The organism is Capnocytophaga sp. G2, from assembly GCF_035282625.1.
Lineage (GTDB): Bacteria > Bacteroidota > Bacteroidia > Flavobacteriales > Flavobacteriaceae > Capnocytophaga.
In genome coordinates, this window is record NZ_JAYKBU010000009.1 from 54,117 (window position 1) to 75,818 (window position 21,702).

The 21,702-nt window shown below is 35.5% G+C and carries 20 protein-coding genes; 10 read left to right on the forward strand and 10 right to left on the reverse strand.

Features of this window, described 5'->3' with window-relative positions; translation table 11 throughout:
• A complete protein-coding gene (locus VJJ03_RS06550) occupies window positions 1-762 on the forward strand; it encodes a hypothetical protein (RefSeq protein WP_009745274.1) in 762 nt (253 codons plus the stop codon).
• On the opposite strand, the gene VJJ03_RS06555 is transcribed toward VJJ03_RS06550, so the two are convergent.
• From VJJ03_RS06555 to VJJ03_RS06565, 3 genes are read right to left on the reverse strand one after another with little or no spacing between them, the layout of a single operon-like run.
• A complete protein-coding gene (locus tag VJJ03_RS06555) occupies window positions 759-2,423 on the reverse strand; it encodes a C45 family peptidase (RefSeq protein ID WP_323974539.1) in 1,665 nt (554 codons plus the stop codon). The two genes, VJJ03_RS06550 and VJJ03_RS06555, sit on opposite strands and share 4 nt — an antisense overlap.
• A 9-nt stretch (window positions 2,424-2,432) precedes the next feature.
• Complete coding sequence (locus VJJ03_RS06560) at window positions 2,433-3,131, reverse strand: sulfite exporter TauE/SafE family protein (protein ID WP_323974541.1); 699 nt, start codon at window positions 3,129-3,131, stop codon at window positions 2,433-2,435.
• Window positions 3,131-3,592 (reverse strand): FixH family protein, encoded by a 462-nt coding sequence (locus tag VJJ03_RS06565; protein ID WP_040358260.1) that lies wholly within the window; start codon window positions 3,590-3,592, stop codon window positions 3,131-3,133. The genes VJJ03_RS06560 and VJJ03_RS06565 overlap by 1 nt, the downstream gene beginning before the upstream one ends.
• A gap of 129 nt (window positions 3,593-3,721) precedes the next feature.
• Here VJJ03_RS06565 and VJJ03_RS06570 point away from each other — a divergent pair, with 129 nt between their 5' ends.
• Together VJJ03_RS06570 and VJJ03_RS06575 are read left to right on the forward strand one after the other, a co-directional pair.
• On the forward strand, window positions 3,722-3,988 hold the full coding sequence (locus tag VJJ03_RS06570; protein WP_323974543.1) for a hypothetical protein: 267 nt from the start codon (window positions 3,722-3,724) through the stop codon (window positions 3,986-3,988).
• Between the two features lie 76 nt (window positions 3,989-4,064).
• Window positions 4,065-5,774 (forward strand): M23 family metallopeptidase, encoded by a 1,710-nt coding sequence (locus tag VJJ03_RS06575; protein ID WP_323974545.1) that lies wholly within the window; start codon window positions 4,065-4,067, stop codon window positions 5,772-5,774.
• A gap of 147 nt (window positions 5,775-5,921) precedes the next feature.
• Here the strand turns inward: VJJ03_RS06575 and htpG are convergent, their stop codons facing one another.
• On the reverse strand, window positions 5,922-7,808 hold the full coding sequence (gene htpG / locus VJJ03_RS06580; protein ID WP_009745280.1) for a molecular chaperone HtpG: 1,887 nt from the start codon (window positions 7,806-7,808) through the stop codon (window positions 5,922-5,924).
• 336 nt (window positions 7,809-8,144) lie between these two features.
• Between htpG and VJJ03_RS06585 the strand changes: the two genes are divergently transcribed.
• Window positions 8,145-10,883 (forward strand): reprolysin-like metallopeptidase, encoded by a 2,739-nt coding sequence (locus tag VJJ03_RS06585; RefSeq protein WP_323974547.1) that lies wholly within the window; start codon window positions 8,145-8,147, stop codon window positions 10,881-10,883.
• Window positions 10,884-10,899: 16 nt separating this feature from the next.
• On the opposite strand, the gene VJJ03_RS06590 is transcribed toward VJJ03_RS06585, so the two are convergent.
• The 3 genes from VJJ03_RS06590 to VJJ03_RS06600 form a co-directional block, all read right to left on the reverse strand.
• Window positions 10,900-12,156 carry a hypothetical protein gene (locus tag VJJ03_RS06590; protein ID WP_323974549.1) on the reverse strand — a complete coding sequence of 419 codons (1,257 nt, stop codon included), beginning with the start codon at window positions 12,154-12,156 and terminating at the stop codon, window positions 10,900-10,902.
• Window positions 12,157-12,206: 50 nt separating this feature from the next.
• Window positions 12,207-13,505, reverse strand: coding sequence for a hypothetical protein (locus VJJ03_RS06595; RefSeq protein ID WP_323974551.1), 1,299 nt, complete (start codon window positions 13,503-13,505; stop codon window positions 12,207-12,209).
• Between the two features lie 245 nt (window positions 13,506-13,750).
• On the reverse strand, window positions 13,751-14,497 hold the full coding sequence (locus VJJ03_RS06600) for a hypothetical protein (protein ID WP_323974553.1): 747 nt from the start codon (window positions 14,495-14,497) through the stop codon (window positions 13,751-13,753).
• A 210-nt stretch (window positions 14,498-14,707) separates the two neighbouring features.
• Here VJJ03_RS06600 and VJJ03_RS06605 point away from each other — a divergent pair, with 210 nt between their 5' ends.
• Both VJJ03_RS06605 and VJJ03_RS06610 read left to right on the forward strand, forming a co-directional pair.
• Complete coding sequence (locus VJJ03_RS06605) at window positions 14,708-15,835, forward strand: DegT/DnrJ/EryC1/StrS family aminotransferase (protein WP_323974555.1); 1,128 nt, start codon at window positions 14,708-14,710, stop codon at window positions 15,833-15,835.
• Window positions 15,836-15,922: 87 nt separating this feature from the next.
• Complete coding sequence (locus tag VJJ03_RS06610; RefSeq protein ID WP_009745287.1) at window positions 15,923-16,900, forward strand: pyruvate dehydrogenase complex E1 component subunit beta; 978 nt, start codon at window positions 15,923-15,925, stop codon at window positions 16,898-16,900.
• 131 nt (window positions 16,901-17,031) lie between these two features.
• Here VJJ03_RS06610 and rpmF read toward each other — a convergent pair whose 3' ends face one another.
• From rpmF to recF, 3 genes are all read right to left on the reverse strand, one after another.
• Window positions 17,032-17,247 (reverse strand): 50S ribosomal protein L32, encoded by a 216-nt coding sequence (rpmF, locus tag VJJ03_RS06615; RefSeq protein ID WP_009745288.1) that lies wholly within the window; start codon window positions 17,245-17,247, stop codon window positions 17,032-17,034.
• Between the two features lie 12 nt (window positions 17,248-17,259).
• Complete coding sequence (locus VJJ03_RS06620) at window positions 17,260-17,799, reverse strand: YceD family protein (RefSeq protein WP_040357999.1); 540 nt, start codon at window positions 17,797-17,799, stop codon at window positions 17,260-17,262.
• Between the two features lie 73 nt (window positions 17,800-17,872).
• Window positions 17,873-18,952: a DNA replication/repair protein RecF gene (recF, locus tag VJJ03_RS06625; protein WP_040358000.1), complete on the reverse strand. Its 1,080-nt coding sequence runs from the start codon at window positions 18,950-18,952 to the stop codon at window positions 17,873-17,875.
• Window positions 18,953-19,063: 111 nt separating this feature from the next.
• On the opposite strand from recF, the gene VJJ03_RS06630 reads away from it, so the two are divergent.
• The 4 genes from VJJ03_RS06630 (at window position 19,064) to ruvA (ending at window position 21,699) form a co-directional block, all read left to right on the forward strand.
• On the forward strand, window positions 19,064-19,879 hold the full coding sequence (locus VJJ03_RS06630) for a tetratricopeptide repeat protein (protein WP_040358001.1): 816 nt from the start codon (window positions 19,064-19,066) through the stop codon (window positions 19,877-19,879).
• A gap of 1 nt (window position 19,880) precedes the next feature.
• Window positions 19,881-20,354, forward strand: coding sequence for a 6,7-dimethyl-8-ribityllumazine synthase (gene ribH / locus VJJ03_RS06635; protein ID WP_009745292.1), 474 nt, complete (start codon window positions 19,881-19,883; stop codon window positions 20,352-20,354).
• A gap of 185 nt (window positions 20,355-20,539) precedes the next feature.
• Window positions 20,540-20,890, forward strand: coding sequence for a 4Fe-4S dicluster domain-containing protein (locus VJJ03_RS06640; RefSeq protein ID WP_009745293.1), 351 nt, complete (start codon window positions 20,540-20,542; stop codon window positions 20,888-20,890).
• Window positions 20,891-21,108: 218 nt separating this feature from the next.
• A complete protein-coding gene (ruvA, locus tag VJJ03_RS06645; protein WP_009745294.1) occupies window positions 21,109-21,699 on the forward strand; it encodes a Holliday junction branch migration protein RuvA in 591 nt (196 codons plus the stop codon).
• Window positions 21,700-21,702: the final 3 nt, after the last annotated feature.

Below are 21,702 nucleotides of genomic sequence, written 5' to 3' on the forward strand. Positions count from 1 at the left end.
ATGAATACATGCAAATTTCTATACATTCTCTTATTTTGGGGGATAGTCTCTATTTTTTATGGTCAACATAAGACCGACTGGAGTAGGGAAAGGCTCCATAAAGGAATAAAAACCCTTCGTATAAAAGGCTATCATGTCAAAGAAAATGGTACAATGGCTGAAAAGGGAGCCCTTATAGCCGAGATGAATGTAGAGAAAACCTTTGATTCACAAGGGAATCTTATCTTAGAAATCTATTTTGATGATAAAAATGCGGAAACTCTTCGTTATGAATACGTGTATAATGCACAAGGAGTGAAAAAATATAAGTTACACCTTAATCCCAAACGTGAGAAAGTAGGACTTACTTTGTTCAACTGTAATGGAGAGGGAAGCATTACTAAGGAAGAAACATACAACCAGAATGGAGAACTGGAATATTCTGCTTTCTTTGTCTATAATGAGCAAGGATTTCCTTTGGAAAGTAACTTTCTTCGAGAGGATTTTTCTGCTAAGATAAATTCTACTTATGATCATAAGGGTAGACTTTTAGAACAAGACCAACATATAGTGAATAAGGGAGAAAATATTCTTAACAAAGCTAAATATCGTTATAATAGACATGGGGATTATGACCGGATACTTTCCTTGCTTAATAGAAATTTTGCACAAAAAAATACTTTTCATTACAAATATGATAGAAATGGTAACTGGATTGGACGTTTTGAATACCAAGATGGCAAGCCTAAAACTATTATTGAACGACAAATAGAATACTTCTAATAATTCTCTTTTTTTCTAAGCAACTTTGTTATTGTTTTGAGTCGTTTTCCTATACGTTCCCGCTCTACTGTATAAGGAATTTCCTTTGTTAAGGCGATTTCATATTGTTCTTTTGCTTCTTTATATTGATGGTTTGTCCAATATACTTCTCCCAACAGGTAATATCCTTTCCAATAATTAGGATTAAGAGGTACCAAGTGAAGGTAATCGGCAGGACGTACAGTTTTTTTCTCCCTTAATTGCTTTGTAAGCTGCTGCTCTAATTGCCGATACTGCTCATAGTTCTTATATGCTTTCTCTTTAACGAAGGTATCTGAGGGAATATTTTGGTTTGATTGAGGATATACCGAGTGGAGGGGATATGTTTTCCCTTTGAAAATTTCCTTGAGGTCATAGGCAATAAACTCTCCCAGCTGATAGGGACTCGTAGAAACCCATGCAATACGCTCTTCAGGAGAGAAGATAACACTATGGTAAGCCAAGAGTTGATTCAGAGCTTTCTCGTTGCCGTATCCTATAGCTTTTCCCCCTAGCCCTTCTGTATTTCTGAGTATAGCTGCCATTTGTTTAGGAGTAAGTTTGTCGTTCTCTGCTATTAATTCCTGCATCCTTTTATAGCGATAAGCAGTGTGTGTTTGCTTTATTTGTTTAAGATTTTTTTTATCCTTTGCATAAGGGATACTTTGAAAATGATTGGTACAGAGAAGCATGCCATTTGTAGCTTCATATACACCAAACTTCTTTGGGGAAACTTCTATAATTACTGCCTTGTGTTCTTTGGCACTTCCAACCATAATTGCTTCGGATACAAATGCTTTCCGTTTCCTAGCAATAGCAATAGCTTGTTCAGTGGTGGAGGCATTCTCTAATATCTCTCTGCATAGGAGAGAGATGGGGGTACGAGCCTTAAGGGGAATATTGGATTTTCCGGCATTAATCGTTACGGTAAGTCCTTCCAGATTCATACCGGACATTACTCCTATCATACCGCCCCAAGCGTAGGACATAAAAGGAATACCTTTATCAGGGCGTACAAAACGGATAATTTTCTCAGTAGCAAAATCGTCTGATAGGTAGAAGTCAAAATTACGTCCAATAAGAAGTTTTTCTCCTTGGGTATGCTCTCCCCATACTGCAAAAGAAGAGCATCCCACTAACATTAAATCCTGCAAGGCATGCCCAATATCATGAGCTGAATGTAGATAAAGACTACGCTCATATTTGGGAGCAATATAGTCAAAGAGCGTATCCGAATAGCGAGATTGTCCATAAAGTTCTGCTCTATAGGCGGGGATGATATTCTTATCAATATCTCGATTGAACCATTTAAGAAATTTGTAGATGAAGTGCTGCTGTCTTTCAGATGGAACAAAATCTGTTAACTTATTAAAAAATAAGCTATCTTGCCGGTGATAGAGCCTTTGAGTAAGAGCTCCTGAGTTGAGTCCTAATTGCAGGGGATTCCCTGAGAGGTATAATTCCCAGATTCCTTGTTTGTTTCGAATAAGGTAATTGTCCTTGAAGTAGTATAGGGAATCTTTCTCCTTATGTATTAAGGGAATCTCTGCAGGATACATGGAGACATTGGGTGGGACTATTCTTTTGTGAAAAATACCACAAGAAGTGAAAAAGATAAAGAATAATAGATAGAAATATTTCATTTATTAGGGTTAGCAGTCAGCCTTAGAATGTAGAAGTAAATGGGTATCGGCGGGAGAGAGGTAAGGAATCCCTAAACCTAACCCACGTAATACAAATAATACTCCTACAAGGATTATGATAATAGGCAGCCATTGATTAAGCTTCCTGCGAATGGGAATGGGAATAAAGTTTCCCAAGAGCAACATAAGGAGCATTAGTGGGATAGTACCTATCCCAAAGGCGAACATATAAGTTATACTTCCCCATATACTTGCCAGCGCAAGAGCACTGAATAGAGCGGTATACACCAGTCCGCAAGGGAGGAATCCATTGAGAAAACCTATAGAGAGACAGGCACTCAGTGTTTTTTTGCTTAACTGTTTGCCTAGAGCATTTTTCAGATGAGAGAATCCCTTCAAAAAGGGATTACTTAGTAACCTTATGGAGATATTTAGCAATGAAAAAGCACCCATACATATCATAAGCAGTCCCATAAAAATGGAAAACTCCTGTTGATAATGGGCAATAAAAAGACCTTCACCCAAGAGCCCGAAAAGTCCTCCCATAGCACTATAAGATAAGGTTTTTCCTAAAAAATAGCTTCCTATTTGTACCCAACGAAATCCTTTTCGCTTTTTTTGCAAAGGGAGTAACAAGGCAATGGGACCACACATACCTACACAGTGAAGGCTCCCCACCAGTCCCAGAAGGAAGGCAAGGTATAACATTAGTAAACTACTTTATCAAAATGAGTGAGATAATTTTTCCCTTCAAAGGCATATTCTACACGGATATTCCAACGCCCTTGTGAAAGTAATGTATCAGGAACCATAAGGGAACATTCCTCAAGGGAGGTGATGGGAAGAGAGAAATCCTTCTTCTTATCAGAGGGACGGTAGAAGGAAATAACTCCTACTACAGGTTTGCCCGTTACGGATACCGGAAAATCAAAGAGAATTCCTCTGTTTGCACCTTTGGTATAGGTGATTTCTACCTGCATATTTTGAGCAAGGGTCTGTTTTTCTGTATCTATATTTTTTTGGTATTCCAATTCTTGTGCATAATAATCCTCTGTTACCAGTTCATGATCATACTTTTTATCAATAAGAGTAATGACAAAGAAGTACATAATAAATCCTACAAAAGCCAAGATAGCTATAAGGATTCCTGCAGCCCAACTTAATTTCATAACTTGATAATTTGAGGCAAAATTACCATAAAAAAAGTAATTAAAGGGCATATTACTATAAATTTTTTAAATAGTATATAAAGGAAAAGTATATAATTGTATCTTTGCAATAAAGTATTTTTAGATCACATGGATATTCTTTTTTACTTAAAAGCATTCTTATTATCAATCCCTTTTCTTATAGGCTTATACCTTATTCGTAGAAAATATTTCTTTATTCCTTTAGCTTTGGCTATGGGATTTATCTTTCATATTGGATATCAAATCCTGTTCTATTATGCTTTCAGAGGAAAATATGAAGGGCTGTTATGGACGTATGAACTTTTTACAAGTGATTTCATAAATATAGGGATGTTTCTATTATTTATCTTCTATATGATTTTAAAAAAATCTTAACTGAAATTAATCTTTAAAAAGTTTGATTAGTAATTTAAAAACCTGTAACTTTGCCCGCTTGTTTATTTGTATAAAGATGATAAAAAGAATTTCCTTTCTTATAATATACTTTTCTTTTACTTTTCTTTTTGCTCAACAATCTCAAAAAGAATACCCCAGAGATTATTTTGGTTCTCCCTTAGATATACCTCTTTCGTATGCAGGGAATTTTTGTGAACTTAGAGGGAATCATTTTCATGCAGGTTTGGATATTAAAACTGATGGCAAACAAGGACAGAATGTATATGCTACGGCAGATGGTTATATCTCTTGTATTCGTGTAAGCACTTATGGCTATGGGAAGGTAGTATATATAGATCATCCTAATGGCTATACGACAGTATATGCTCACTTACAAAAATTTGCTCCAGAGATAGAAAAATATGTCAAAGAGAACCAATATAAGGCAGAGAAATATGAAATAGAACTCCAACCGAAGCCTACGGATTTTGTGGTGAAAAAAGGAGATTTAATTGCCTTGAGTGGTAATACAGGAGGTAGTGCAGGACCTCACGTTCATTATGAAATTCGGGATACACATACTCAAAATGCTTATAATCCTTTTCTCTTTGGTTATCCTTGTGATGATGATATTTCCCCACTGGTCTTTAAGGTTATAGCCTATCCGCTTGAGGATACCTCTGCTATCGAGGGAAAACAAACTAAAAAAGAACTTTATTTAGCCAAAGAAAAAACAGCTTATCATACAGCTAAGATATATGCACAAGGAAAGATAGGATTGGGGATTCAAGCTATTGATAAGATGACAGGTACTTATAATACCTATGGAATATATAAGGTAACTATGTCCGTGAATGGGTCTCCCAAACTCTCTTATACATTTGATGAATTAGTCTCTGGAGAGGATCCTTATTTGAACACTTTTATTGATTATCCTCTCTTTACTAAAGTGGGCTCCCGCATACAACTCCTTTATAAAGAACCTTATAATAAACTTTCTATTTATTCTTTAGCTCAGGATAATGGAGTGATAGATATTGAAGAAGGCTTTACCTATTTGATAGAGATAGAAGTGGAGGATTTCAATCATAATAAGGCTACTATTACTATTCCTATAGAAGGTAAAAAGGAGGCTATTACTGAAAGAAACCTTGAAAATAAAGGGATACCTTTAGTGGCTAATAGGGATAATATGTATAAAACAGATCAAGCTTCTGTTTTTTTTCCTGAGAACACTTTCTTTCATGATACCTTTATTGAGGTACAGCAAAAAGGTGATACACTCTCTGTGAATGCGCCTATACAACCATTACAAAAACAGTATAATGTAGTATTCAATGCTACAAAATATACCTCAGAGGAACTTCCTTATGTATGTATTGCTTCTGTGAGAGGTAAGAAAGCAAAAAAATATTATCAAAATACATATCGTAAAGGGAATATTCTTACCTCTCGAGTAAAAACATTGGGTAAGTTTGTACTCACCACAGATAAACAAGCTCCTACAGTGAAGGCATTGAACTTTTCTAAAGCTAAGAATAATATAGCTAAATTAGACAAACTTAAAGTAAGTGTTACTGATAATTTTAGTGGAATAGGCAAATATACCGCTACAATCAATGGTAAATGGGTGCTAATGGAGTATGAACATAAAGAAAATCTTTTATTTTTCACATTGGCGGACAAATATTTTACTGAAGAAGAAGAATATCTCTTTGAACTTACTGTAGCAGATAAGGTAGGAAACCAAACAACACTTTCTATTCCTTTGGTATATAAGCCATAACAACGGTTACGGTGGAGTTTTCTTAAGAGAAAAAGGGAGAAAAAATAATTGAATGATTCTATAGATTGGTTATAGACAAAGTTGTTTTATCTTAGAAAAAAGGAGGCTACCCTTTTGGGCAGCCTCTTAAATTTTGTAAAAAAGCAACTATTTCAGTAAGCTAAAGCTACGTTTGACAAACTCAGTAAGAGCTTCCCCTTTGAGTAGTCCTTGAGAGAGACGTGCCAGGTCAAAGGACTGACTAATAAGGGCTTTACGGGCAGTTTCATCTTCAGTGGCAAGAATCTGGCTTGCTAAAGGGCTATTGGTATTAACCACTAAGTTATACATCTCAGGAAAGTTCCCAAAACCTCCCATCATGCCGCCTCCTAAAGCTTGCATTTCTTTCATACGATGGACAAATTCAGGCTGGGTAATACGGAAAGGTGTAGCATCACTTTCCAAAGCTTCTGGTTGTACTGTATAGGCAGTGTTATCAATAGCTGTAGTAACAAAGTCTTTAAGTTTTTCGGTTTCTTCCTCAGAAAGTTTAGAGATTTGTGAATCTTCCTTTTTAATGAGGTTCTCTATAGAGTCTGCATCCACACGAGCAAAAGATATTTTCTCTTGGGTAGTTTCCAATTTTTGTATAAGATGTGCTGCAATAGGAGAATCTAAAAGCAGTACTTCGTAGCCTTTTTCCTGTGCATCTGCGATATAACTGTGTTGAGCTTCCTTATTATTGGCATAAAGAATGATAAGTTGCTCATCCTTATTAGTTTGCAAAGGTCTTATCTTTTCTAAGAGTTCTTCAAAGGTGTAGTATTTACCCTCTACAGTAGGATAGAGAGCGAATTTCTGTGCTTTCTCAAAGAATTTTTCTTCAGAAAGCATACCATATTCTATGACTATTTTGATATCATTCCATTTCTTTTCAAAATCTTCTCGGTTTTCTTTAAAAAGAGATTGGAGCTTATCGGCAACCTTACGGGTTACATAGCTGGAAATTTTCTTTACATTACTATCGGCTTGTAGGTAAGAGCGTGATACATTTAAAGGGATATCGGGAGAATCAATAACTCCACGCAAGAGAGTGAGAAATTCAGGAACTATTCCCTCTACATTATCGGTTACGAATACCTGATTTTGGTAGAGCTGTATCCTATCTTTTTGAAATTGTAGATCATTGCTAAGTTTCGGAAAATAGAGAATTCCTGTCAGGTGGAAAGGATAATCCACATTGAGGTGAATGCTGAACATAGGATCCTCATACTGAGAAGGATATAACTCATGATAGAAAGCCTTATAATCCTCTTCTGTAAGTTCAGAAGGTTGTTTAGTCCAAGCAGGAGTGGGATTATTAATAATGTCATCTACTTCTTTGTACTCTGTTTTATAGTCCTCTGGAGCATTCTCAGGACGTGGAAGAGCTTCCTTACGCATACCCAACTTAATAGGGATAGGCATGAACTTATTATACTTAATAAGGAGTTGGCGTATTTTACTTTCTTCTAAAAATTCAACAGAATCTTCAGCAATGTGTAGGATGATTTCTGTACCATGATCCTTTTTTTCTATAGGTTCAATACTATAGGCAGGTGAACCATCACATTCCCATCGTATAGCTTGGGCATCCTCCTGGTATGAACGGGTAAGGATTTCTACTTTGTCCGCTACCATAAAAGCCGAGTAGAACCCTAATCCAAAATGTCCAATGATACCTGTATCCTTAGCGGAATCTTTGTATTTATTAAGGAATTCTTCGGCTCCAGAGAAAGCAATTTGGTTAATGTATTTTTCTACTTCTTCCTCTGTCATCCCAATTCCTTGGTCTATGATATGTAGTTTTTTCCCTTCCTTATCTATTTTTACCTCAATAATAGGATCCCCGTAAGGGATTTTGGCTTCGCCTATTTGGCATAGATGTTTGAACTTTAAGGTAGCATCAGTGGCATTGGAAATAAGTTCACGGAGAAAAATCTCATGATCGCTATATAAGAATTTTTTGATAAGTGGAAAAATATTTTCCACGGAAACATTTATTTGTCCTTTCATTTGTATTCAAATTTTGTCTATCCCTCAGCAAAGATAATGCCGCACCTGTACATCTGACAAAATGGCAGAAAAATTGGTATTTTTTACTATGAATTTTTAGCTGAAACTATTTGTAAAGTATTAATTTTGCGGCAGAACAAAATATAAAATAAGATATATAATTGATTTTTTTGAGTTGTAGTAGTTCTAATAGAAGGGTATGAACAAATTCAAATAATATGTGATTCATTATAGTATGTTTCTTTAGCTAAAAAAGGTTGAAATTCTTGAGAAAATTTCAGCCTTTTTTTTAGGATATTTTTTATTATCTTTGCAGCGCGTTAAGAAACAATTTTTATGAGAACAACTACTTTATATATATTACTGATAATGTTAGGGTTAGTTAGAGTGAATGCGCAACCAACCATTTCTAACACTCAAACACTCAAGGTATATCGTTTGGCGATATATGTTACTTATAATGCTTTCAATAGTTCGTATTTTAATAAAAATTCCCAAAAAGTAAAACAGTTTTGGCAAGATACAGAGCATTTCCTAAATGTAATGTATATGCGGGATATTGGGGTTCGTTTTGAGTTAGTCAAAGATGAGCGGCTTATTGTAACTGATCCTGATAAGGAGATCTTTCCTCGCACTAAGAATGCAAGTTATGTTATAGGACTCTCTACAAAAGCTATTAATGACCTTATTGGAGTGGAGAACTATGATGTGGGTATTTGTATTTCCTATACCTCTTCTATTGCTAAAGGAGTAAGAGGGCTTGCTTATATCAAAGGAGTGTATAACCAAGAACACAAAGCAGATGCGGTTGCTGTTCCTACTGCGAATGTAATTGCTCATGAAATAGGACATCTCTTTGGTGGAATACATACTTTTAGTGGAGTTGTCCACGATTATGCTAGTGAAAAAACAGAATATGATAAAGGTCAATCTGTGATGAGCCATGGAAATGAAAGAGATTTTTTCTCTTTATCCAGTGTTGAGCGTATTCGGAAGCTTCTTAATGAAGATGCAGGGGCGCATTTGCGAAAAATATCCTTTACTTCTGCTCCCCCTAAGATAGACAAAACAAAAATAAAAAAACAGTATACAATTCCAAAAGATACTTATTTTCAGTTCTATGTACCAGCTACTGACCCAGATAGTGAACAGTTATATTATATGGCGCAACAGCGAGATGTACGAAAGGGAGAGCAAGCCTCTATAGCCCAATATATAATTCCTAAGCGAACAACCACCAATCTTGTAACTTTTAAGAAAGAGTATAACAAGCAAACAGGAAATGAAATTGTCAATAGCTGGCTATCAAATCAGAAAACAGGGATATTTACTTTTTGGATAGGAGTAAGTGATGCAAAGCCTGATCAGGCTTTGGACTATATTGTTCAGTATGACTTAGTGGAAACGCAGGTACTTGTGAAAGAAGGTATTCCTTTTAAGATTACCACTCATACAGTTGATAAAAAATATCAAGGAGGGAAAAAGCTCTCTCTTACATGGAATGTGGATAACCAGATATTTAGAGGAACAAAAGTACGTATCCTTCTTTCCGATGATTTAGGAGAGACTTTTAAGTATGTTTTAGCTGAAGGGGTGGATAATAATGGAAACTATGAGGTTACATTGCCTAATATTAATATAGGAAAAATCCCCTATGGGAATACAGGATTTCAGGTGCCTGCAGGGGTTATTAAAATAGAAGTGATGGATAGTATTGCCTTTGCTCTAACTGATAATAATCCTAAAGATAAAGGAGGTTTTGTTCTTGAAAAAGATGAGACACTTCCTGAAATGTCATTTGTTACCACTCCTTCAGATGTTACTATATCCTGCAGTACGGCTCCTAAAGTAGATCTTCCTACGGTTACAGGAGGCTGTAATCCTTCTATTACTTATAAGGATGAACGTATAGGTGGGAGTTGTCCTAATAATTATATTATTAAGCGTACCTTCATGGTGAAAGATATATGTGATCTTACTGTACTTACTCATGTACAACAAATCCAAGTAGAGGATACAGTAGCACCCACTTTTGTAGGGACACTCCCTACAGATATAAGTATAGAAGAGGGGACACCTATTCCTGCACAAACCACTCTTACTGCTACGGATACTTGTAGCACAGTGACTGTAACCCCTTCTAAAGAAGAGGAAAAGATAAATGGCAAACTAAGTAAGGTCATCTATCAATGGCTTGCCAAGGATGCTTGTGGAAATATTGCTACTCATACTCAAGTTATTACAATTACTCCCAAAGTGATCTCTCCTTTGAAGTTTGTAACAAGTACGCTTCCTCTATCAGTAACCCTTTCTTGTGGGAAACCTTTACCCAAAGCAGAACTTCCCTCTACGGAAGGCGGCTGTACTCCTGTAAGAGTCTCCTCTTTGGATAGAAAGCTTGATGAACTTTGTGAGAACACATATACTATAGAGCGTACTTATACGGCTATGGATGCTTGTGGATCTTCTATTAGTTATGTTCAATCAATTAAGATAGAGGATACAGTAGCACCCACCTTTGTAGGGACACTCCCTACAGATATAAGTATAGAAGAGGGGACACCTATTCCTGTGCAAACCACCCTTACTGCTACGGATACTTGTAGCACAGTGACTGTAACTCCATCTAAAGAAGAGAAAAAGATAAATGGCAAACTAAGTAAGGTCATCTATCAATGGCTTGCCAAGGATGCTTGTGGAAATACTGCTACTCATACTCAAGTTATTACAATTACTCCTAAAGAGGTGATCCCTAATCCAAAACCTATTCCTCAGAAGAAGGAAATAGAGATCTATAATGCAGTTTCTACAATGAATGGTTCTAATAATTATTTTAAAGTAGAAAATGCAGATGCCAATATGCCTGTCTCATTACTTATCTTTAATGAAATGGGATTAAAAGTATATGAAAGTGACCATTATCAAGAAAATGGAGAGATATTTCGAGGGTATGCAAATACAAAAGGAATTATTGCAAAAGGACAAAAACTCCCTTCAGGGACATATTTTTATATATTGACTTATTTTTATAAAGGGGAGAAAGAAGTAAAAAAGGGATTTTTGTATGTGAAATAGGATTGGTTTTCTTTTATTACCTTTTAGAATAATAAAACTTTTTGTGGCTGTAAAGTAAATATTTGCCATCTATATATCGGTAGAGTTTTTGTTCACTGAGGGCTTTTTTGCCTATTCTTCCCGCCGAATTGCTTAAAAATCCTTTATCTAAAAGATCCTCAAATAAAATAGAGGATAGCGTATTTTCAATAAGGTCAGTAGGTTGCCATTCTTGCGCTGATGAAGTGCGTTTATATCTCGTTTCTTTCAGCAGATTGCCCTCGCGGTCATACTCAAAAATGCTTCTCCCTTCTTCTTCGTTTGGTTTGATGAATAAATACTCAATAAGCTCATTGTTTTTGTTGTAGCGGTACTTATTAGTGTAGTATATCTCGTATGTTTGGGTCTTTTTATTCCAATTCTCTGAAGTAATAGAGGTACTCTGGTTGTTTTCGCCCAATATATCAGTGAGTCTACTCTGATTCTGCCATTTGTTTTGCTCTTTATCCCAAACTTGTACTATATTAGTGAAAATTCTGTTTGTCTTATCTTCTGTATAAGTGATTTTTTGCGTAGGTAGCCACCCATCCTCTCTATAAACATACTGTATAGAGGTTCTTTCATTCTCATTAGGGTAAATATACTCTGTTTTTTCGTCTTCATACCACTCATTATTTCCAAAAGAATAGGTAATCTCTTCTTTAAGGAGCGTATCATTCTCAAACTTTCGTACAATTTTCTTGTCGCCTTGCCACTGCTGGATGTCACTATCCCAAATTTCATCAACAGAAAGCACTGTACGTCCTTTTTCATTCTCGGTATAAGTATTGCGAGTATTTCTAAGCCAACGCCTATTGAGATATTTGTAATACACAGTTTTGGTGATGTGACCTGTTGTATTGCTAACGCGTTTGCTACTGGGGGATAGCTTTTTGCCATTTTCATTGAGGTAAGTAATACTGATGAGTTTATTTTTCGTTTTCTTAGTCTCATCTTTCTGGATTGCTATCCATCTTTTACTCAAAGAATCTTGGCGGTAAAAAACATTATAAATCTCATTGCCTTCTTTGTCATTCTTAATAACAGTTTTGGTAGCGTAACGATGGGGGAAAATATGGTTATCGCCTACTACTAATAAATGTTTTTTAGCGTTATAATGTTGCCAATCTGTAACTTGATAGGCACTACTGAGCGAATCTACCCTATAACCTATATGGTTTATACTATCCAATTGATATTGCTGTGCGTGCACTGAGAATATCCCAAGTATTAGCCCGAAAATAAATGTTTTCATAATAGTTCAATTTTAAATGTTATTTGTATCTCTTGTCTCTATTGGTATTATTAAAATCTCCCGTCGGGAAAGGATATCACCCTGTTGTTTTGCTCCTCCACAGGTGGGAATAATAGTTGCAACTTCCTGAAATAAATCATTGCGCGATAGTATCGTGGGGTGTTGCCAAAACTTGCTTCATATTCTTCGCCATCTTCCTCTTCGTTGATGAGTAACACGCAATTTCTTTCGGTGTTCCATTCATAATGAAAGTACAGATAAGCAACAGAACCGTCCTCATTGTATTTGCTGTGCTCACCGAGGCTAATTCTCGCAGTGGTTGCCTCTTCGTTACTTACTTTTAGTATGAAATCATCTTTTTGAAGCGTTACATAACCATCAGCATTCTTTCCTTTTTGTGCGTAGAAATCTTGAAGTCTTCCATTGGCTAAAAGCGACTTAAAGTTTGCCTCATTCACTTTTGAAAGATAGTAGATGCGACTGTTGATGAGCTCTTTATAACGCCTGCAAAAGTAAGCAAACTCTTTTTCTAAGAACGCAAAATGTGCGGGATGTGATGTTGCAGTCATATCAATTACTCCCTCATCAGTAAAAGTATTGATTGAGGTGTATAACTTCCCTTTATATACTTGGGCAAGCACACCATAATCTTCACCGTTCTGGATATAAAGAGAATAAGTGCCATCGTCAGGGTCGTAAAGGATGCGGTAAAATACATCATTGTCGTCCCACATTTCAAAACGCGGGTGATTGTTTTTGTCAGGTTTACATACAAGCGAGAAGAGGGGCGGATAAGTAAAACGAAGTAAATTTTCTATCGAAATATCGGTATTAGGGAACAGATGTACTTGTTTTTTACTTATTTCATCGCGACGTTTTTGTGTTTCTTCAGGGCTTACGAATATAGCTTCGCCTTGTGCTAAAGCGGGAAATAATTTTTCTTCGTTTATCCAGCATTTCCAGCTCCAAGGGATATAATCTATCTTTAAAATATCGTCTAACACAAAAGAAAATTCGGATTTTAAGTAAGAAACGAGCTTTTCCCCTAACAAAAGCCCTCCATAATCATCATCGGTGAGGTATTCGGTAATATCGGCATTGCGTCTTTCTTCAAAACGCTTGTTATCGTGATTGTAATCAGTTTCCAAGAACACGTAAATGCTGATATGTCCCATTACGGTAAGGCTTCCGTGATTGTAATCGCCCCAATAGAATCCCGAAACGCGCAAATCACCGCCTACGAAAATCTCTTGCCCACCGACCACTATATTTTCGGCAGTGAGATTGCCCAAAACCACTAATCCGCAAGAACCACAGGTTTCGCCATTGTAGATATTGGTAGCCTGCATATTGCCTTTTACGAGAATAAAAAGGGGCAGAGAATCGTAGTCATCGGGGTTGTAGTAAGGAGAAAGCTCATCGACAGCGTCTAAATCCAAAGGTTCGTCCAAAATCCAGTCGCCGTCAATCACGATAACGCGATTTTGCCAACGAGTGTCGTAATGCTCTTTGTATAGAGACGACTCAGGTAGCTCATCGGCAATCTCGTCATAAGAAGTAGTTCGATAGGGAAGGTTAGAGAGGTTCATAACAATTATTTTTTATAAGTATCTACGCTGATAAGTGGATTTTCTCCGTTTTTTACCAACTGAAAGAAACGATTGACAGAAAAATAAGAGAAAAGCTCATTTTCTTCCCATACTTCTGGTCTGAGGAGTTTCCAGCTCTCTTCCAAATAGCCTGTTTCAGGGTCGTGAAGATAGCAATCCTCTTGTTCAGTTTCGTTTTCGGCTTCTACGAATATAAACTCAGTAACCTTACTTTCGTCGGGCATATAGTGTCCAACTTCTACGAAATACGGTGCATTGGTATTGCCTAATACATCAAGCATACCATCATTATACTCGCCATACAGCCCAAAGGTAGTATAAAGGTCTTTCATTATGAAGATAGCACCGTTATAGGTAAAGAGATAATCGCAAATCACGTTGCCCGATACTCTTAAATGCAAGTAATTATCATCTAAAATATCACCTGCAACGGTAAGATTTCCATCGATAAAGATACCATAAGCATCGCCTTCCCAGTGTAAGCCTTCCATAAGGTCTTCCGTCCATTGGCGGGTGATGTTGCCTTTCACCAGTACATCGCCTTTGAGGAGCAATAGTTTGTCGTCGTCATTCAGATAGATAGGAATTTTAAATTTTTCCTTCGCTTGCTTTACAGTGATAAATTCCTTTTCGGGAATTACGGTTTCGCTCACCTGCGGACGCTGAGCCATACGTGCGGGCATCGCATTGTTGATGCGTTGTGCCTTTTCTAATAGGGTTATTACTGACATATCAAATTGGGATTTTTAATTAGAATGTATGATGAATTAATTATTTGAGTACAAAAATAAATAATATATAACCTTATAAATTAATAATTAACAATAATTTAATCTTCCTTTTTAGAAGATGTTAGTAAGTTATTTATATTATTTTTCGTTTTTCACTTTTCATTTTTCACTAACTTTTGTATCTTTGCAGGCGATTAAAAAAGAGAGACCATGAAAAGAATTCAAATGGTAGATTTACAAGGTCAGTATGCACCTTTAAAAGCTCAGATACAACAATTTTTTAATGAAGTACTTGATACAGCCGCTTTTATCAATGGACCTCAGGTACATGCTTTCCAAAAAGAATTAGAGAATTATCTACAGGTAAAGCATGTAATTCCTTGTGCCAATGGAACTGATGCTCTTCAAATAGCTATGATGGGATTAGGTTTGAAAAAGGGTGATGAGGTGATAACAGCAGACTTCACATTTGCTGCTACTGTAGAGGTAATTGCTCTTTTAGGATTAACTCCTGTTTTGGTAGATGTAGATAAGGATACTTTTAATATTAATGTAGAAGCTATTAAAAAAGCAATTACTCCTAAAACAAAGGCTATTGTTCCCGTACATTTATATGGCCGTCCTGCTAATATGGAAGAAATCATGAAAATAGCTAAAGAACATAATCTATTGGTTATAGAGGATAATGCGCAAGCTATTGGAGCTGATTTTACATGGAGTAATGGAAAAAAACAGAAATTAGGTACCATAGGTCATGTAGGAGCAACCAGTTTTTTCCCTTCTAAGAATTTGGGATGTTATGGTGATGGAGGAGCCATTTTTACCAATGATGACCAGTTGGCTCACATTCTAAGAGGAGTGGTCAATCATGGTATGTATATACGTTATCACCATGATGTGGTAGGAGTTAATTCTCGTTTGGATTCTTTGCAAGCTTGTGTGCTTCGTGCTAAATTACCTTATTTGGATACGTATAATCAAAAGAGGAGAGCTTTTGCTCATCTATACTCTGAAAAACTACAAGTGAACTCTCATATTATCACTCCTGAGATTCCTCAGGGTGATACCTCTCACGTATTTCACCAATATACAATACGTATTACTAACGGAAAGCGTGATGCATTGGCAGAACACTTATCTAAGCATAGTGTGCCTTTTGGTATCTATTATCCAATTCCTTTGCATCAGCAAAAGGCTTATTCAGATAGCCGCTATAAGGAGCAAGATTTCCCTGCAACTAATGAATTAGTGAAAGAGGTGATTTCTCTTCCTATGCATACAGAATTAGATGAAGAACAAATAAATTTTATCACAAAATTAATTACAGATTTTGTATAAAGTAAAAATTTGTGTAACTTTGCACACGCTAAGCAGTTCTTTATAGAATAGAAAGATTTATAAAAAATACGATATAAAATAAGTATAATGAGAACAATACAATTCAGAGAAGCTGTTTGTGAGGCTATGAGCGAAGAAATGCGTCGTGACCCTTCTATTTATTTAATGGGAGAAGAAGTAGCTGAATACAATGGAGCTTACAAAGCATCTAAGGGTATGTTGGATGAATTCGGTCCTAAACGAATTATTGATACTCCAATTTCAGAAAGTGGATTTTCAGGTATTGGAGTAGGATCTGCTATGAATGGTTGTCGTCCTATCATTGAGTATATGACATTTAACTTCTCTTTGGTAGCTATAGACCAAATTATTAGTAATGCAGCAAAGCTTAGACAAATGTCCGGAGGACAAATCAATATTCCTATTGTTTTCAGAGGTCCTTCTGCCTCTGCAGGACAATTAGGAGCAACTCACTCACAAGCTTTTGAAAACTGGTATGCAAACTGTCCAGGTCTTAAAGTAGTAGTTCCATCCACTCCTTATGATGCTAAGGGATTACTTAAGTCAGCAATCCGTGATGATGACCCTGTTATCTTTATGGAATCAGAGCAAATGTATGGAGATAAAGGAGAAGTACCTGAAGAAGAATATACGATTCCTCTTGGAGTAGCTGATATCAAACGAGTAGGTAAGGATGTAACTATTGTTTCCTTTGGTAAGATTATTAAAGAAGCTTTTGCAGCTGCTGAAGAATTAGCAAAAGAAGGAATAGAATGTGAAATTGTAGATATTCGTACTGTACGCCCAATGGATTGGGAAACTATTTTTAATTCTGTTAAGAAAACGAATCGCTTAGTAATTGTAGAAGAAGCATGGCCTTTTGGTTGTGTATCTTCCGAAATTACTTATCAAGTACAAGAACATATTTTTGATTATTTGGATGCTCCTATCCAACGGTTAACCACAGCAGATACACCAGCACCTTATTCTCCTGTATTATTGAAAGAATGGTTACCTAATGCTCAAGATGTAATAAAAGCAGTGAAAAAAGTACTTTATAAATAATTAAAGTTTTATTGATAATAATATATTTAAAAGAGGCTATCCGAAAAGGGTAGCCTCTTTATTTTTAGAAAATGCATAAAAAAACTCCTTCTTTTTTACATAGAAGGAGAAATTATTCAAGAAGATTATCTTTATTTGCTATCTTTTTTAGCTTCATTTTCTTTAGGAGTCTCATCAATAAGTACCTGACCACGATAATAGAGTTTACCTTCAAACCAATGTGCTCTGTGGTATAGGTGCAACTCCCCTGTAGTAGGATCTTTTGCTATTTGAGGAACTATAGCTTTATCATGAGTTCTTCTTTTGTCTCTTCGGGTAGAGGATTGTCTTCGTTTGGGATGTGCCATTTTCTTATCTTTTTATTTGTTCAACAATTTTCTTAATTCGTCCCAGCGAGGATCTATCTGGGAATCATCTGCTGCAATTTCAGTTTCTTTAGGACTAAGAGATTCTAAAGTCTCTAAGGCTTTAGAGAAATCTCTTGCATTAGGATTTACTCGTTTTGCAGGAACAGAAAGTATAATCATCTCATAGATATATTGTGCAATATTCACAGTATGTTCTCCTTGAGGTAATATAAGTAGCTCTTCATTATCATCATTGTATGATTCTCCGAACTTTATCACTAAATGTAATTGCCCCTCAGTGGGCAAATCAAAAGGTTCGTCAGTAATATCACAGTTTACATTTACAGTACCCTTACTGAAAAAATTAAGTTCCAAAAGCGTACTTTTTTTATCTAAGTGAATGGTGACCTCTTGATTTACATCATTGAATTCATGATAATCAAACAAATTAAAAAAGTGATTATCTATATGATATTCAAAGAGATGTTTCCCATCTTTTAATCCTGCAAAATGAATATCATACGCCCTAAATTCGCGTTTATTATCTTTCATTTTTACTATGCAGTTTGAGGGTGCAAATATAGGAATTTTTTTATTACACAAAAAATATTTAATAATAAATTTTTTATAAAGTAAAAACTTGGTAATCAAGTGTGATTTCCTTAACTATACGCTCAGTACGATCTTTATCTGTATCACTTATAAATACTTGACCAAAAGGAGCCTCAGTAACAAGATGAATAAGTTGGGTTACTCGTTGAGCATCCAATTTATCAAAGATATCATCTAATAATAATATGGGAGTAACAGAAGTTTGTTTATAGATGCTGTGAAATTGAGCTAATTTTAAGGCTATAAGAAAAGATTTTTGTTGTCCTTGACTGCCAAATTTTTTGACTGGCTGATTATTTATACTAAAGATAAGATCATCCTTGTGAATTCCTACGGTAGTGTATTGAACTATTCGATCCTGTTCTATACTCCTTTTAAGGAGTGTCTTTAGTTTTTCTTTTTTTAAAGAACTTTCATAGTGAATATCTACGGTTTCTCTTCCTTGGGAAAGTCTTTTATATTGCTCTTGAAAATAAGGAAGGAATGAGGTAAGGAAAGCAGAGCGCTCTTGGAATATTTTCTCCCCATATAGGCTTAGTTGTTCATCATAAATGTCTAAAGTAATATCATCAAAATATTGTTTTTCAGCCATTATTTTTAATAAACTATTACGCTGAGAGAGAATTTTATTGTAGTGTAATAGATCTTCAAGGTAATGGGGTTGAATTTGTGAAAGCATGCTATCTAAAAATCTGCGACGTGTTTCACTCCCTTCATGAATAAGATCTCTGTCTGAGGGAGATACAATAACTATAGGGAAAGCTCCTATATGTTCAGATAATTTTTCATAAACCTTTCCATTGCGTTTTAGAATTTTTTTTTGTCCTCTTTTAACACTACATACTATGTGTTCTTGACGATCTTCCTTTTGAAAATTTCCTTCTATTAGATAAAAATCTTCTCCTAAACGAATATTGTATAAAGTGGTTGTATTAAAGTAGCTTTTGGTCATGCTAAGGTGGTAAATAGCATCCAGAGAATTTGTTTTTCCCACTCCATTATTGCCTACTAAACAATTAAGTTTAGGGGAAAAAGAGAACTCTTTATTCTCTATATTCTTGAAATTCAGTATATAAAGCTGTTTTAGAAACATCTGAAAAAGGGCTTGTAAAAACTTGTGCAAATTATTAAAAATTATTGAGAAAAACACCCTTTATTACAAATAAAAATTTTATTTTTGCAAAATCTTTTTAAAGCAAAAAATATGTCAGTTTACAAGAAGAATAATTACCGTCCTGGACGGCAAACAAGGAAAGAAAAACAACAAGAAGAATCTCGTAACTCTTTGACTAGCGAAAAGTTATCACGTGAGAGTACGACAGCTGAGGTATTCCAAACTTTAGATGAGAAAGCAGGAAAAACTGAAGCATGGGTACAAAGGAATCAGCGTTCGATATTCGTGGTACTCGCCGTTGTGGTGCTTGCTGGATTTGGATATATGCTTTATAGGCAATTTGTAAGTGTTCCTAAGGAAACGGAAGCTTCTGAAAAGTTATCCTTTGCTCTTGCTACTTTTGATGAGGCACTTAATGCTCCTACTACAGCAGTAAGGGATTCCCTTTTTACACTTTCTCTTGAAGGAGATAAGATGCACGCAGGATTTCTTAAAATTATTAAGGATTATTCAAGCAGTAAAGCCGCTAATGTAGCCTATTACTCTGCAGGGATGGCTTATATGCAACTGAACAAATATAAGGAGGCAGTTTCTCATTTGGATAAATTTTCTTCTAAAGATCCCATTTTAAGTGCTTTAGCATTAGGAAATATAGGAGATGCCTTTGTACAATTGAAACAGCTAAATGAAGCTACGGATTATTATAAAAAAGCAATTAATAAAAGTGATAATTCACTTACAGCGCCTATATATTTAAATAAGGCAGCACAAGTGGCTGTAGAACAGAAAAATTACAAACAAGCATTGGAATATTTTGAAAGAATCAAAAATGATTTTCCAAAATCAGAGGAAGCAAGTACAATAGATACACAAATTAGCCGAGTAACAACACTAATGAATCTTTAGGATGGCTACTGAGAATAAAAATCTTTCTTCCTATAAGAAGGAACAGCTACCTGATGTAAAGAATAAAACAATTGGGATTATTACTTCACAATGGAACGGACAGGTTACTGAGAATATGCGAGAGGGAGCTGTACAAACTCTTCTGGATTGTGGTGTGATTCCCCAACATATTATTCAATGGAATGTACCTGGAAGTTTTGAGTTAATCAATGGAGCTAAAAGGATGCTTACCCTTAAGGTAGATGCTATTATTGTTATAGGGTGTGTGATACAAGGGGAGACAAGGCATTTTGACTTTGTGTGTCAGGGAGTAACAAGTGGCATTGCTTATCTTAACGCAAGTCAGGAAATTCCAGTAATTTTCTGTGTACTTACGGATAATACCCTTCAACAATCTTTGGATAGAAGTGGAGGAAAATACGGAAATAAGGGAATAGAGGCAGCTATTACCGCTATTAAGATGATTGATTTATAGAAGATAACTTGAGAATATTTAATAAAAGCTGCTCTTTGTTTTTTCATAGAGCAGTTTTTTATTTATACTTTTTATAATTAAAGAGAGATTTCCCTAAAAACAGGAATATTTTCTTTTTAGCCAGAAGAAAAGTTGTATCTTTGTCTTTTAAAATAGGACATTAATTTATTACTAAAAAATAAAAAATGGCAATTATTATTACAGATGACTGTATCAATTGTGGGGCTTGTGAACCTGAATGCCCTAACAATGCAATATATGAAGGTGCTGATGATTGGCGCTATAGCGATGGAACAAAACTGAGGGGGAATGTGATCCTTCCTAATGGTAAGCATGTGGATGCTGAGCAAGTACAGAAGCCTATAAGTGATGATTATTATTATATTGTTCCTGATAAGTGTACGGAATGTTTAGGCTTTCATGAGGAACCACAATGTGCAGCAGTATGTCCTGTGGATTGTTGTATCCCTGATGAAAATAACAAAGAAACAGAAGAGGAACTATTACAGAAGCATGATTTTATGCATAATGATTAGTGGATTTTTCTCAGACGAAATACTTTTTAAATACTCATGTTTTCATATATTTATGAAAGCAATGAGTATTTTTATTTGTACATAATAAGTTAATAAAGATAAAATAAATATTAATAAGAAAATAAAACAATAGGTTCAAAGTTATATTTTTTATAAAAACCTTATCAAATCCAAGAAAAATTACGAATATTGCCCATTAAACGCAGAGGAGACTATCTATGATAACACAGTTGCAAGGTCATTTGGTAGAGAAAACCCCCACTTATGTCATTATTGATTGTAATGGAATAGGGTATTGGGTAAATATTTCTCTTAATACTTTTTCTCAACTTTCTGATTCGGAACAGATAAAACTTTATACATATTTACAGATAAAGGAAGATGCTCATACGCTTTTTGGATTTTTTGAAAAATTTGAAAGGGAGATATTTTCTCTATTGATTTCTGTTTCTGGAGTAGGTGCGAATACTGCCAGAGTCATGCTTTCTTCTCTATCCCCCGCTCAATTGCAGAGTGCTATTGTGAATAATGATGTACGAACTATACAATCTGTCAAAGGGATAGGTGCTAAAACGGCTCAGCGCATTATTTTGGATTTAAGAGAAAAAATGCTAAAGCTTTCAAGTGAAGGAAATATTGCTCCTACAGTAAGTCAGCAGCAGCATTATAAGGAAGAAGCTCTCTCTGCTTTGGAGGTATTAGGTTATCCCCAAAAGATAGCTGAAAATGTGGTGAATAAGATTCTCTCCCACGCCACAGGGGAAGTTTCTGTAGAAGAACTAATCAAACAAGCATTAAAACAATTATAGGCG

Coding starts and splice junctions, on each gene's coding strand:
- VJJ03_RS06570 (WP_323974543.1), top strand. CDS start 3,722: ATGGATATTCTTTTTTACTTAAAAGCATTCTTATTATCAATCCCTTTT.
- VJJ03_RS06595 (WP_323974551.1), bottom strand. CDS start 13,505: ATGCAGGCTACCAATATCTACAATGGCGAAACCTGTGGTTCTTGCGGA.
- VJJ03_RS06560 (WP_323974541.1), bottom strand. CDS start 3,131: ATGTTATACCTTGCCTTCCTTCTGGGACTGGTGGGGAGCCTTCACTGT.
- VJJ03_RS06550 (WP_009745274.1), top strand. CDS start 1: ATGAATACATGCAAATTTCTATACATTCTCTTATTTTGGGGGATAGTC.
- recF (WP_040358000.1), bottom strand. CDS start 18,952: ATGTTTCTAAAACAGCTTTATATACTGAATTTCAAGAATATAGAGAAT.
- VJJ03_RS06555 (WP_323974539.1), bottom strand. CDS start 2,423: ATGAAATATTTCTATCTATTATTCTTTATCTTTTTCACTTCTTGTGGT.
- rpmF (WP_009745288.1), bottom strand. CDS start 17,247: ATGGCACATCCCAAACGAAGACAATCCTCTACCCGAAGAGACAAAAGA.
- ribH (WP_009745292.1), top strand. CDS start 19,881: ATGGCTACTGAGAATAAAAATCTTTCTTCCTATAAGAAGGAACAGCTA.
- VJJ03_RS06610 (WP_009745287.1), top strand. CDS start 15,923: ATGAGAACAATACAATTCAGAGAAGCTGTTTGTGAGGCTATGAGCGAA.
- VJJ03_RS06640 (WP_009745293.1), top strand. CDS start 20,540: ATGGCAATTATTATTACAGATGACTGTATCAATTGTGGGGCTTGTGAA.
- VJJ03_RS06590 (WP_323974549.1), bottom strand. CDS start 12,156: ATGAAAACATTTATTTTCGGGCTAATACTTGGGATATTCTCAGTGCAC.
- VJJ03_RS06605 (WP_323974555.1), top strand. CDS start 14,708: ATGAAAAGAATTCAAATGGTAGATTTACAAGGTCAGTATGCACCTTTA.
- VJJ03_RS06600 (WP_323974553.1), bottom strand. CDS start 14,497: ATGTCAGTAATAACCCTATTAGAAAAGGCACAACGCATCAACAATGCG.
- VJJ03_RS06630 (WP_040358001.1), top strand. CDS start 19,064: ATGTCAGTTTACAAGAAGAATAATTACCGTCCTGGACGGCAAACAAGG.
- VJJ03_RS06585 (WP_323974547.1), top strand. CDS start 8,145: ATGAGAACAACTACTTTATATATATTACTGATAATGTTAGGGTTAGTT.
- htpG (WP_009745280.1), bottom strand. CDS start 7,808: ATGAAAGGACAAATAAATGTTTCCGTGGAAAATATTTTTCCACTTATC.
- VJJ03_RS06575 (WP_323974545.1), top strand. CDS start 4,065: ATGATAAAAAGAATTTCCTTTCTTATAATATACTTTTCTTTTACTTTT.
- VJJ03_RS06565 (WP_040358260.1), bottom strand. CDS start 3,592: ATGAAATTAAGTTGGGCTGCAGGAATCCTTATAGCTATCTTGGCTTTT.
- ruvA (WP_009745294.1), top strand. CDS start 21,109: ATGATAACACAGTTGCAAGGTCATTTGGTAGAGAAAACCCCCACTTAT.
- VJJ03_RS06620 (WP_040357999.1), bottom strand. CDS start 17,799: ATGAAAGATAATAAACGCGAATTTAGGGCGTATGATATTCATTTTGCA.